This is a genomic window from Litoribacter ruber (genome assembly GCF_018449405.1).
GTDB lineage: Bacteria > Bacteroidota > Bacteroidia > Cytophagales > Cyclobacteriaceae > Litoribacter > Litoribacter ruber.
Genome location: NZ_JAHCMY010000012.1, coordinates 69,044 through 81,861, shown reverse-complemented (window position 1 = coordinate 81,861; position 12,818 = coordinate 69,044). Strand labels below are relative to the sequence as shown.

Annotated in this window: 12 protein-coding genes; 9 read left to right on the top strand and 3 right to left on the bottom strand. The window is 40.4% G+C overall.

The features are described from left to right. From KI659_RS15690 to KI659_RS15650, 9 genes are all read left to right on the top strand, one after another. A partial coding sequence (locus KI659_RS15690) for a T9SS type B sorting domain-containing protein (RefSeq protein WP_213946319.1) occupies window positions 1-1,668 on the top strand: 1,668 nt, incomplete at its 5' end. A gap of 65 nt (window positions 1,669-1,733) precedes the next feature. After that, window positions 1,734-2,696, top strand: coding sequence for a PorP/SprF family type IX secretion system membrane protein (locus KI659_RS15685; protein ID WP_213946318.1), 963 nt, complete (start codon window positions 1,734-1,736; stop codon window positions 2,694-2,696). Window positions 2,697-2,835: 139 nt separating this feature from the next. Continuing rightward, on the top strand, window positions 2,836-4,278 hold the full coding sequence (locus tag KI659_RS15680) for a M48 family metalloprotease (RefSeq protein WP_213946317.1): 1,443 nt from the start codon (window positions 2,836-2,838) through the stop codon (window positions 4,276-4,278). A gap of 200 nt (window positions 4,279-4,478) precedes the next feature. Then, entirely contained in the window at window positions 4,479-5,000 is a 522-nt protein-coding gene (locus KI659_RS18735) for a helix-turn-helix transcriptional regulator (RefSeq protein ID WP_213946316.1), read from the top strand. A 221-nt stretch (window positions 5,001-5,221) separates the two neighbouring features. After that, window positions 5,222-6,616 (top strand): sigma-54-dependent transcriptional regulator, encoded by a 1,395-nt coding sequence (locus KI659_RS15670; protein WP_213946315.1) that lies wholly within the window; start codon window positions 5,222-5,224, stop codon window positions 6,614-6,616. Window positions 6,617-7,159: 543 nt separating this feature from the next. Then, on the top strand, window positions 7,160-7,303 hold the full coding sequence (locus KI659_RS15665) for a hypothetical protein (RefSeq protein WP_213946314.1): 144 nt from the start codon (window positions 7,160-7,162) through the stop codon (window positions 7,301-7,303). A gap of 2 nt (window positions 7,304-7,305) precedes the next feature. Continuing rightward, on the top strand, window positions 7,306-8,160 hold the full coding sequence (locus KI659_RS15660; protein ID WP_213946313.1) for an SDR family oxidoreductase: 855 nt from the start codon (window positions 7,306-7,308) through the stop codon (window positions 8,158-8,160). 34 nt (window positions 8,161-8,194) lie between these two features. Further along, on the top strand, window positions 8,195-8,464 hold the full coding sequence (locus tag KI659_RS15655; RefSeq protein WP_213946312.1) for a hypothetical protein: 270 nt from the start codon (window positions 8,195-8,197) through the stop codon (window positions 8,462-8,464). Window positions 8,465-8,467: 3 nt separating this feature from the next. Then, window positions 8,468-9,397 carry a succinylglutamate desuccinylase/aspartoacylase family protein gene (locus tag KI659_RS15650; protein WP_213946311.1) on the top strand — a complete coding sequence of 310 codons (930 nt, stop codon included), beginning with the start codon at window positions 8,468-8,470 and terminating at the stop codon, window positions 9,395-9,397. A gap of 34 nt (window positions 9,398-9,431) precedes the next feature. On the opposite strand, the gene KI659_RS15645 is transcribed toward KI659_RS15650, so the two are convergent. The 3 genes from KI659_RS15645 to KI659_RS15635 all read right to left on the bottom strand — a co-directional run bounded on the left by KI659_RS15645 (window position 9,432) and on the right by KI659_RS15635 (window position 12,672). Then, window positions 9,432-10,478, bottom strand: a complete 1,047-nt coding sequence (locus tag KI659_RS15645; RefSeq protein WP_213946310.1) for a glutathione synthetase — start codon at window positions 10,476-10,478, stop codon at window positions 9,432-9,434. A gap of 25 nt (window positions 10,479-10,503) precedes the next feature. Next, entirely contained in the window at window positions 10,504-12,336 is a 1,833-nt protein-coding gene (locus KI659_RS15640; RefSeq protein WP_213946309.1) for a flavohemoglobin expression-modulating QEGLA motif protein, read from the bottom strand. Between the two features lie 99 nt (window positions 12,337-12,435). Beyond that, complete coding sequence (locus KI659_RS15635) at window positions 12,436-12,672, bottom strand: hypothetical protein (protein WP_213946308.1); 237 nt, start codon at window positions 12,670-12,672, stop codon at window positions 12,436-12,438. Between the last annotated feature and the right edge of the window lie 146 nt (window positions 12,673-12,818).

The following is a 12,818-nucleotide window of genomic DNA, read 5'->3' as shown; positions in this document are numbered from 1 at the left end:
CTTGGCAACTATGAGGTGAGCAATGAGAACGGAACGCTGACGGTTACCAAGGCCTTAACCTCAATTTTCCTAGCTAACTCGATAGCCAATTGTGATGGTGGTGAAGTAACCCTTACCGCTACTGTAAGTTCAAGCGCTCAATTTGAAGTCAATAATACAGGCGGCAAAATCACCTTCAAAAACAATGGTAATTCAATAGGTACGTTCAACGAATCTTCTGTTACAAATGGAGTTTTCTCTGGTAAATTGGATATAAGCTTGGCTCTTGGAGCACTCTATGATATAACTGCTGAATTTGTTCCGAATTCAAGTAACCTGTCAGGTTCGCAAACTTCGGCTCCAGCACAATTGACAATTCTGCAGGCATTCATCAATTCAAATGTTACAGCCAACTCAAATGGCAATGTGGTCATATTTGATGGGGCAGCAAGTTCCTTAGGATTGCCTTCTAGCACTGTATTGACAGCAACATACAAGCCATCCGGATATCCTGAGGTAAGCTACAAATGGTATTCAAGAAATGTTGAAGGCAACTTCTCCTTAATATCAGGTGAAACAAAATCAACTTTCAAAGTGGTAGCAAATGGTGACTTTACTAAAGAATACATGGTTGAGCTAATTGTAGATGGAAAATGTGTAGGAAATACAATTTTCTCCAAAATTGTTTCAGTCGAAGCTTCCTGCGGAAATGGTAACGGCAATCAGACGAAAGTGCAGGTTTGTCATGTAACTCCGAATGGCAAGCGAAACACAATTTGTGTAAGTGCTAATGCTGTGGACGCATTGTTAACCAATAGTCCAGGTTCATTTATCGGTAGCTGCAACATTTCCTACAGAGAAGGTGAAGAGCCTGGTTTCGAAGATACAAACGAACTACTCGCTGATTTGGTGAATGTTACTTGGAAGACCTCTTTCGAGGAACTGCAGACTACTTTGAACAAAATCGGCGGTGAACTTATGAAGGGTGATAACGCACACTTCAAATGGTTCAGCAATGGCTACGATCCAATTGTAGCAGGATTCTATGAGATCAACGGTGAGGTGGTAAGTGCCAATGCAAGAAATATCGGCTCCATTATTATCCCGATTCTTGTAGAAGACAAATCCCTACCAACCAATATCCTCTTGAGCAGCCAAGTGATCGCCAAAGGCATAACTGCTGGGACTTCAATTGCGGATCTGAGTACTGTGGATGAGGCTGATGATGTGCATGAATATGGGCTGGACAGCAGCTTATTGGACAACAGCTTCTTCAGCATCGTAAACGGCAGACTGACCTGGAACAGTACAGAGCATGCAAACAGCAAACCTAGCTACCAGGTAGCCATCCAAACCACCGATAGGGTAGGAAATATGATCAGCAGAAACTTTACGCTTTACCCTGAGAATTCAGGTCTCGCTGAAATTGAAATATTCAATACCTTCACTCCTGATAATGATGGGGTAAATGACACTTGGGGTATAAAAGAGCTTATCGGAGTGAAAAATGTTAGAATTACAATCTTTGACAGAGCAGGTAACCAGGTATTCCAAACCAATGATCCAAGTGTCTACTGGGATGGAAAACAACAAGGTCGAAATCTGCCTGTTGGTGCCTACTTCTATGTGGTGGAATATGGTCGAAACGGAGATGTAAGACGTGGTAAACTCAATTTGTTGAGAAAGTAAAGTTAGAACGGGCAGGTAGGTTAGCCTATCTGCCTGTTTATTTTTAGATTTTAATTCAGAAAGTGATGAAGAGTATTTTTAAATATGTTCTGGTGTTGATAATTGGACTTTTTGCTCAAGAGGCTAAAAGCCAATCCAGGAAATACATCAGCCAATTCAGTTTTTTCCAGAGTTATTATAACCCTGGATTGACAGGGTATGAAGGTAGTGCAATACGTGGATTTGTCAGGAATCAATGGGGCGGTTTCCAAGGAGCACCTAAAACAATGTTTTTTAGCGGGGAATTTGATTTTGCAGAAATGGCAGGTAATTCTCATCCAAGTCTAACCGGGCGTAATGCAGCCAGTATCAACCTGCTTTTTGACCGTTATGGGGCTTTTAATGAAACTGAGCTAATAACGGGGTATGCCACAAGAATTCGGATTTCTGAAAGCCATAATGTGCGGCTTGGTGCTGGGATTAACTATATGAATGTAAGGTTAGATGGCACCGCCTTGAATACGGAGCAACAAAGTGATCAGACCCTTCAAGGTTATATTGGAAGTTTTGCCGATATGCAAATCTTGGACTTCAACATCGGCATAGCGCTAACTCACGAAAACTATTATTTCTCTTATGGGATGCACAATGTTAACCGAGGTAGATTATCAAAAGGTGACAACTTCATGGATGGAAAACCGGTTTCCTACATTGTGCAAGTTGGTGGCAGAGGATTGGTTTCTGAAAATCTAGCCATAATTGGAAATGCTTTCTATCGAGAACAAGTTGGGCATCCTTCCAATTTGGAAGTAAATGCAAAAGCACTCTTTATGAATAGATTATGGTTAGGAGGGGGGCATAGGCTGAATTATGCCAATAATTTTCAAGCAGGGTTTGTGATGCAGAATCTACAGCTAGGGTATATTTATGAATTGCCAGTTCAAAGAAGTTTGATCATGGGAGGAACCATCCATGAGTTTATGGTTATTTTAAAGCTATTTAAAGAAGATGATAGGTTTAGAGGCCGGAATCAAATTGCAATTTGGTAGTTGCTATATGAGTTTTATTTGTTTAAATCCTATTAAATTTGGCTAACCATATAAGGTTAGCCAAATTTATTTTACCTGAATTTTTGTTTTTGGGAGTTTTTAAAAGAAATATTGCCGCATGAATTTTATAAGTAATACTATGAAACTTAAAAAGCTATTTAGACTACACATTATTTTTGGAATTGTACTATTAAGTAGTGCCTGCGCCAAAAATCCAGTGACCGGCAAAAGGGATTTTGTGCTAATTTCAGAAAGTCGTGAAATCGCCATGGGAAGGGAGTATGATCCGCAGATTGTCCAGTCCTATGGGCTTTACGAGCATGATAAAATTCAGGCTTTCATTGATGAAAAAGGGCAGGAAATGGCTGCCATATCCCATAGAAGCAATTTGGAGTATGAGTTCAAGATTTTGGATTCACCGATTTTGAATGCCTTTGCCGTTCCTGGAGGTTATGTTTACTTCACCCGTGGGATCATGGCCCACTTTAATAATGAGGCGGAATTTGCAGGCGTACTGGGACATGAGATTGGTCATATCACGGCGAGACATTCCGTAAGGCAACAGTCAAAAGGTATTCTAGCCCAAGTTGGGATTTTGGCCGGGTTGATTGCAAAGCCTGAACTGGCACAGTTTCTAGATCCCGCCAGCCAGGCGTTGGGCATCTTGTTTTTGAAATATGGAAGGGATGCAGAAAGGGAATCGGATGAACTTGGAGTAATTTATTCCACCCAAGTGGGCTATGATGCTCGTGAAATGGCAGGTTTTTTCCGAACCTTGGAAAGACAGCAGGTCAGTTCTGGGGCTTCCCCCTTGCCGGACTTTCTTTCCTCCCATCCTTCGCCTGCAGATAGAAACAAGAGGGTAGGGCAGCTGGCGCAAGAGTGGCAGCAAAAGGAAGGGCTACAGGACCCCAAGGTAAACCGTGAGTCTTATTTGAAAATGATAGAAGGGATGGTTTATGGGGAAGATCCGCGCCAGGGATTTTTGGAGGACCGTGTATTTTATCACCCAGATCTTCGATTCCGGTTTGATACACCCTCAGGCTGGAATTATCAAAACACGCCGAGCCAAGTACAGTTGGCTCCCAAGGAGGGGAATGCCGTGATGCTTTTGACGCTGGCATCAGGGGAAAGTACACAGGGGGCCGCCAATAAAGCAGTGGAACAATTTCAATTGGTGGAAACCCAAATTGAGAACAAAAAGATAAACGGGCTGGATGCCACAATCGTGGAAGGAGTCCAAAAGCAAGAGAGTAACCAAATCCGAGTTCGGCTGGCTATTATTTCCCATGGTGGCAAGCTTTATAGCTTACTCGGCGCCGCAGGCCAACAGGATTTTGGAGGTTATAGGACTGCCATTGAGCAAAGCATCAACAGTTTTGCGGATTTGAAGGACCAGGAAAAATTGGATAGAAAACCTTTGAGGATTGCTTTGGAAAGGACTAATAAAGCAATTAGCCTCAGAGAATTTTTGACAGCTAATGGGGTGAAGCCAGAGGATATGGATCGAATGGGGATATTGAACGGTATGGACTTGGATCAAGAAATTCCATCTGGAACCCTAATCAAGCTAACAAAATAATCGGATAATTTAGGCTTTCTTAAATTTCAAGGTAGAAAATGCGTCCGATAGGTGCTAATTGGAATAATTTCATACAAATGCATTTCATTGTAAAAATTTTGATTTAGATATACCAAAATCTTCGGAAGATAAATTTTTTTTGCTATTTTAATAGTCCTTTTCAAGGAATGTGTGTCCAGATTATTTAAACGAATTATTAAGTGGAAGGATTTGCACCATATTATCTGATTTTTGCGACCCTCATTTGGGGATTGGTGGGCTTTTACATTCTATATGTTGGCAAGAGGATCTATTTTCCAAAAGCTTTTAAAAGAGGGAAGCCCAAAAGTGCCGATAATGAGTATTTTACTGATTTGAAGCAGATTTCCTTGAAAAATAAATATGGCAGGAAAATCCACTCTATTATGGCTGCCAATCTTTCCAACCCTAATTTCTCAGCTGATCACTTGGCAAGGGAACTTAGGTGCAGCTTAGGTGAGCTCCATTCCATCGTCACAAAGCTGATGCATCAAACTCCGGAAGAGTACATCGTATCAAGCCGAATGAAAAAGGCCGCTTTTTTGCTGAAATACAACTTTGGAAACGTAGATGAAATTTCAAGACAGGTTGGTTATAGGGACCAGCAACACTTTGCCATAAATTTTAAGAAATACTTTGGCCTTCCGCCCCGGGAATATTTGAAGTTTTACAAGGATTCAGGCCGTGATCTCATTGAGGCCTAGATTTTTGAGTAGAGATTCGAAAGGGCACTGAACGGTGCCCTTTTTTTATTCAGTTTGAGTTGGATTATTTCCTTCTTATTTCTTAAATAGTGAAGATTCCTTTTTAAAAAGTAAAACTTGTGTGCAAAATTTCAGGTTATATAACTATTACGTGACAGTTTATTGTAAAATTTATCTTATCTTTATGGGACTAAACCGCAAACATACCATATACAATTCCTATGAGTAAAATTTTGATAATAGATGATGAGTTATCTACCTGTAACCTTTTGGATAAATTTTTGACGAAAAAAGGGTATGACGTAAGTATTTCAACACAAGGCAAGCAAGCCATAAGCCAACTAAAAGAAGAAAAATTCGACCTGGTAATCTGTGATTACAGGCTTGGAGACATGGACGGGTCTCAGGTTTTTGAGGAAATCAAAATTATTGCTCCTGAAACTGTGGTAGTCTTTATCACAGGATATGTAAACCTTCGGGTGGCTGTAGACTTAATCAAGGGAGGAGCTTATCACTACTTGGCCAAGCCCTTAAATCCAGACGAACTGATTTCTGTGATCGAACACGGTCTTTCCCAAGGAAATGATGGGAAAGGGAATAGTGAAATTTCCAAGCAGGTCCCCAAATCCACAACAATGATGGACTATGTTTATGGGGAAAGTGAGGCTTCAAAGAAAATGATCCAGCATGTGAAACTTGTTGGTCCGACTAATTACACGGTAATTATTGAAGGAGAAACCGGGACTGGTAAGGAAAGTCTTGCCAGGTTAATCCATATGGAAAGTTCCAGGCGAGATAAGCCTTTTATGGCGATCGATTGCGGAAGCCTTTCTAAGGAAATTGCTGCCAGTGAACTTTTTGGCCATGAAAAAGGAGCATTCACAGGAGCCACTTGTGCCAAGACAGGGGTATTTGAAATGGCTGAAGGAGGAACGGTTTTCTTAGATGAGATAGCCAACCTCTCTTTGGATATTCAGATGGCCTTACTTCGGGCCTTGCAGGAAAAGGTGATAAGAAGAGTGGGCAGTCTAAAGGAAATTCCTGTAGATGTGAGGATTATAGTAGCCACAAATGAGGATCTTTTCAATAAGTCTGGCGGGGCTTTGTTTAGGGAAGATTTATATTATAGATTAAATGAATTTACCTTAAGGGTACCACCATTGCGGGAAAGAACCAAAGACCTGCCCATTTTCATTGATTACTTTTTAGAAAAAACCAGTCAGGAATTGAATAAGGTAAAACCTGTGCTTTCAGACGAGGTTTATCAGTATTTCAAACGGTACAATTGGCCAGGGAATGTGAGAGAGCTCCGCAACCTGATTAGGAGAGCCTGTCTATTAAGCAGTTCAAACCATGTGATCGAAAAGGACACACTTCCTCTTCATTTCCTTCAAGCTATGCAGGAAAAAGAAAATGCCACAGATAATTATCTGAGTCAAATTCATGAAGACGCCATGGAGCCTGATTTGAAATCCACCGCCAAGATAGCGGAGAGCAAAAGAATAATGGAGGTGCTTAAGGAAGTACATTACAATAAAACCAAGGCAGCCGAAATTTTGAATATTAATAGGAAGACGCTTTATAGTAAACTTAGGATGCTTAATATAGAATATTAAGGTGACGTAAAAATAACAGCGGAGGCGCAGAAAGAGCAGAGTTACATACTTTACTTTTTCTGCGCCTTCGCTGTTTTATTAGCCATTGTTCTTACAAAGTTGTTAATGGAGTGAAACAAAAAAAGCCTTCAATCGAAGGCCTTTTTTGTGTAATATGCTGCCCAGCAAAAAATGTAGGTGAAAAAATCTCAATCCCAATTCGCCGATTAAAGGGCAATGTTTTTTATAGCGAATTAAAAATCATTTTAAAAGTATCCGATCAGGTTCCCAGCTTCCTTTTCAGATATGTAATTATAAACCAAAACCATTCCAAATCATAGAGTCGGTAAGCATTTTTTTAAAAAATTTTAAGATACCCATGTAATCTACTGTTTGATAATAATTTAAAGTTAAAAAATTGATTTATTTCAGGAATTAGTTGATTGATGTGGGCTTCCGTTTGATAACTGATAATTTCTATAATATTTAAGAAGTCAAACATAGGATATTAATACTTTGGAATGGTTTTGGTGTTAATATTCAAATAAAAAATTGTTTTAAACTATGGAAAATTCAAGCCAACCTTTTAATGCCAGAGAAACCATGTCTAATGACCTATCAAACACCACCAAGAAGAAAAGGCAAAGGATCATAAGGAAATCGGAAGTTACTGTACACCAATGGACTTTCAGTACAGAAAATAGATAGCTATGTCGGACCAACAGTCAAAGCCAGCGCAATCTCAGTCCTCCCAGCCTGGAAAGGAGCATGAGATGCATCCGGAACCGAAAGTCGAAAGAAGCAATGCGATAGGTCCCAAGTTAAAAGGGAAAGTAGCTTTAATCACTGGTGGAGACAGCGGGATAGGCAGAGCCGTAGCCGTAGCTTTTGCACAACACGGCGCTAATGTGGTCATTTCGTATCTAGATGAAGATAAAGATGCGCTGGAAACCCGTAAAATGGTGGAAGACCAGGGGCAAAAAGCTTTAATTATCAAAGGAGATGTGCGTAGTGCAGTTCACTGTAATGAATTAATCGATAAGGCCATTGGTGAATTTGGCCAACTTGATATAGTTGTCAATAATGCCGCTAAACAGTTTCCAAAGGAGAATTTCGAAGATATTAGCGAGAGTCAACTTGCAGAAACTTTTGAGACCAATATCTTTTCGTTTTTCTACATTTCTAAAGCTGCCCTCCCTCATTTGAAAAAGGGAAGCTCTATAATCAACACTTCCTCCGTGACTGCATATAGAGGCAGCGATCATCTGATTGATTATGCCTCTACAAAAGGAGCGATTGTTTCCTTCACCAGATCCTTGGCCAAAAATCTGGCTTCTAAAGGCATCAGAGTAAACGGAGTCGCTCCTGGCCCAATCTGGACTCCTTTAATTCCTGCCACATTTTCTAAGGAGCATGTGGATGAGTTTGGTACAGATGTCCCATTGGGAAGGCCAGGCGAGCCTGTTGAAGTTGCCCCTAGTTATGTGTTTCTTGCCTCGGAAGATTCCAGTTATATGACTGGGCAGTTTCTGCATCCCAATGGAGGCGAGATCATCAATACGTAAGCATTTATACCACCAACAACTAAATAGCAAAATCATGAACAATCTTAATTTCAATATCCCCATTTCCACATTTATTCCATTTCATTTTGGTTCTAACAATGATGATGACCGGAAGGAGTCCCCTGAAAACCGTCCTCAAAGAGACGAGCATAAAAAAGATGAAGCAATTGAGGAATTTGTGGATCCTGATCCGAATGCAAAACCTGGTAAAAAGGACAAACCCGAAAAGGATGACAAAATGGGCCGAAGTAAAGAAGCTGAGGAAGGGCCTTCTGATGAAAGAGATCGCTACAAGAATGATTGACCCATGAGAAATGAAGGAAAAGTCCAAGATCTTAACCTTAACCGAATTCTTGGCAAATACCCATCTTCACCCATCAAGGGGCCAACTTTATTGGTAAGCGCTGGAGTTCATGGAAATGAACCAAGTGGGGTATTGGCTTTAAAGAGGGTATTTAAAAAATTAGAGCAGGAAAAGCCACAGTTCAAAGGCCAAATAATTGGTGTAAGTGGGAATTTAGAGGCCTTAAAGAACCAGGTGCGATTAGTGGACCGTGATTTAAACAGGGTGTGTACTCCTGATAATGCCTCTAAGATTGAAATGGGGGAGGAGCTGAGTTTTCATGAAGCCAAGGAATTCAAAGAGCTTTTGAAAGTTATTCAAGAAATTGAGGAAAACCCCAATTCCACTAGGCTTTTCTTCATGGATCTGCATACGACTTCCTCACCAACGGTACCTTATATAAGTGTCAACAAAGGGGAGGAAAGTTATGGTTTTGCCATGAAGTTTCCTTTGCCTGTTGCTAAGGGTATTGAAAAATATATTCCTGGTCATTTCGACCATTATTTGACTTTGCTTGGTCATGTAGGATTCACCGTAGAGGCCGGTCAGCATGAGGCACCAGAATCTGTGGATTACCATGAGGCCATGGTGATAGTGGGATTGGTAAATTCCGGACTGGTTGAAAAATCGGATATTAGGGATTATGATCATTATTACAATAGACTGAAAGAAACCTTTGGAGGAGAGGAGGGATACGAAGTTGTCTACCGGCACCACATAGATGAGGGGGATCTATTCAAAATGGAACCAGGTTATTCAAATTTTAAGGAAGTCAAAAAAGGAGAATTGCTCGCTCATTCAAACAATGAGCAGGTATTTGCGCCCATGGATGGAAGAATATTTTTACCGCTCTACCAAAGTCAAGGTAGCGATGGGTTTTTCATAGTACAGTAAAAAAATAAGGCCGGATGGATTTCCGGCCTTATTCTTAGACGTCCAGTGTTGCCAAATAGGAGTTGGGCAATTTTCCATCATAATATTTCTGATATTCGATTTTCTTTTCGATGGCGTCGATAATCTTTGCGGCAAACTTTTCTTTTTCCAGTTTCTCAATACTCACGATGCCTCCGGGACTATCAAGGTTTAATTCCATGATTTTGTCTCCTACGATATCAATTCCGGCCATAAACATTCCATCTCTTTTTAGTTTTGGACCTACAATATTACAGAGCCTGCGGATCTCATCTGTGATTTGTGCCTTTTGGGGTACACCTCCCGCATGGATGTTGCTTCTTATATCATCCGCTTTATTGACACGGTGCATAGCTGCCGACTTCCCTTTTATTTCAAGAATCTTACCATTGAGCATAATCACCCGGATGTCGCCATCCTTTGCGGCGGGTAAATATTCTTGGGCAATCACATATCCATACCGGTTAATAGATTCCACAATTTGGTTCAAATTGGTGGAATTGTCCATGAGAAACACATCTTTTCCTCCGGAGCCCTGAAGTGGTTTTAAGATTATTTTTTCACCTTGTTCTTTATAAAATTCTTTAATGTCATCAGCATTTCTGGAAATCAAAGTTCGGGGTCTAACTTCCTCGGGAAAATGCTGAAAATACATTTTATTGAAGGCAGTCATTAAGCTGTAGGGGTCATTGAGAACAAGAACCCCTTTCTCTAGTGCAATTTGGCCAAAAATCATTCCGGCAGTTTGGGCCCAGGCTCTGTCTCCGATGTCTTCACATGGATTATTGCGCAAAAAAATCACGTCGAGCTCTTCAGAAGATATGTGGACTCTTTCCTTCGCATCAGCTTGGATATTTTTCAAGAAATTTTCCATACTTCTGCTTTTGCCATTTTTTACTTTAACTGCAAATGCCCCCATATGACCATTAGCCATGTAATTTAGATCGCCGACACCCATAATATAAACATCATGCCCTTTGTGAACAGCCGCCGAAAGCAATAAAGTGGTGTCATACCAGGCCTCTTCAGTTGAAATATCATTTACTACTACTCCAATTTTCATGTTAGTGGTTTAAAGTGGTTAATTTTTATTTGATCATGTCGATTAGGGAGAGGCCTTCCTTGACTTTCTCCAATCTTTCCAAAGATTTCTCATTGAGCAGAAACCTGGGTGTCATTGGCGCTGGTTTTAAAATATCCCGCATTCTCAATTCCTCCATTAATGGAATATGCTTCAGGGCTATTTTTCCGATAAATAGCGGTTCAAGTTCACCTCCTTCCTTGAGGTAATCTATTAATTTGATAAGTCCCCTGAGATAAATGATGTCCTTGGTACAGCCGCCCCCCTGATGGATCCTGGCCGTCACCTGAAAAGCTGATTCGCGGTCCAAATTATAATGTTCGGTAAGCTCCATAAAAGTTTCCTCAAAAGTGGACCCTTCCGTAAGACAATGGCCAGCCACTACTCTGGCAGCCAGCAACCGCAACCTATCACCGGTGAGGCCGCCTACAAGATACTCTGCCAGCACGGCAATTCCCTCCTGTAATTCTTCATAATCAGCAAATCCGATGCTCAACTGTTTGAAAGGCTGGGCAAGTCCATTATAAAAGGTCAAAACATGGGTTCCAATTTCATGGTGAACCAAGGCCTCAACTCTTTCTTCGGGCACTTTAAAGCTTTTTCCAATATAGAGCTGCCCTTTGGAAACGAGCATCCCTACGATATCGTTTTTTACCTCTACTTTGGCGTCGAGTTTTGGATATTCCTTTTGATAATATTTCACCTCCTCGCGGCACCTTTCAGCCAGCTCCTCAGCTTCCACCCAACGGGAATTACTGAAATCCTCCGGGGGAATTTCTTTTAATAAATAGCGGGCAGTCTCATAAAGGTCTTTATCTACGGAGCTGTAAAGGCGTATACTGCTAAACATGAAATTGGATGTTCCCCTTTCTTTGAGCATGGTTATCTGCTTTTCAAGTTCCTCCCTTTTGTCAGAAAACAAGAATGCCAACGTAGGATCCTCAATGCTTCGGATATTGATTTTAAACAATTCTTCCTTCAGCTGATCAGGATCAATGGGCAATAGCCTGTAGAGAAATTTGGGGTTAATTCTGAAGTTATGGTCAATGAACTCAGCTTTGGCCTCCATGGTATTGATAGGAGAGATCAAAAGCAGGAACTGAAAATTTTCCTGAATTTTGAATAATTGCTTGTCCACATCCCAAACCGAGGGGCTTATCGTGGTGCTTCCCAATACCTGATAATTGCGAATATCAAATGTAGTCTGCACACGGATAAATTCATAGATGGATTTACGCAGGATTTTAGAAAATTGGCTTTTAAAATCCCTAAAAACCATATAATAGAACTCATCCTTTTCTTCATCTTTGAAGAATGGAGGGATTTCCAAACCGACCAGGTAAGCACCTACCTCTTGACATTGATCCAAAGTTAGGATTGGATCCAAATTGTCCGGATGTCTGTGCGGTGTATATTCAATTTCAGTTTTCAGTTCATGCTGGTGGGAGCAGAAGTCCACCAGTCCCTCGTAGAGCGTTTCTACAGTGGCAGGAGCTTTTTCTTTGGAGGTTTTTATTTTAAAGGTATTGCACTCAGGGCTCCCAATCCAAATTTCAATGATCATTACTGCCCGGTATTCTTCCGACAGGGTTTTGGATATTAATTTTATTATGTCGGCTATTTTACCATTGACTGTCTGCTCAATATTGGTAATGATATAGGATGATTCGCCCAATACTAGCCGTAATATTTTCTTATTGTCTGGTTCAGGATTTCTATAGATCAAAAGGAAAGGCAGGCGTCTCTCTATTTTTACTTTTCCGAATTGTTCCAGATTTAAATTGAGTGATTTGCCTGTCTTTAAGGCCTTTTGAATTGACTCTTTGGTTTTTTCATTCATAATTTATGGCCATTTGATAAATTGGAACCAGTTGGCAGGAGACTTTAAATCTTAAGTTGTGGTTATTTCGTAACACTTTTGTTGAAAAGTGTCACTTCATTAACCCTCCCGATCCCTTTTCTTTTTGGCGGCTCTGTAAACGAAAAAGAAGATGATAATTACAATAGGCAATACGATATAAAGGATAATATCAAAGGTTGAATCTACTTCCAAGGGCCCCGTATCTGTGGGGATGTCCCGAGGGACTTGGGCATTTATTGCCAATGAGAACATAAATGCTGCAATTAATAAGACTTGGGTTTTGATTTTGGAAAGAAGCGTTAGGCTATTTTTCATTTGTATACGTTTTTTTAAGTGTTAAAATGAATAAAACAATTAAAATAGGTGATTAATGATTGTTGTTTTCAAAAGTACATAATAATACAAAATTATAATGCCTAACATACATCAATTGTTTTACCAATTTGAAAAATCATCTTTTA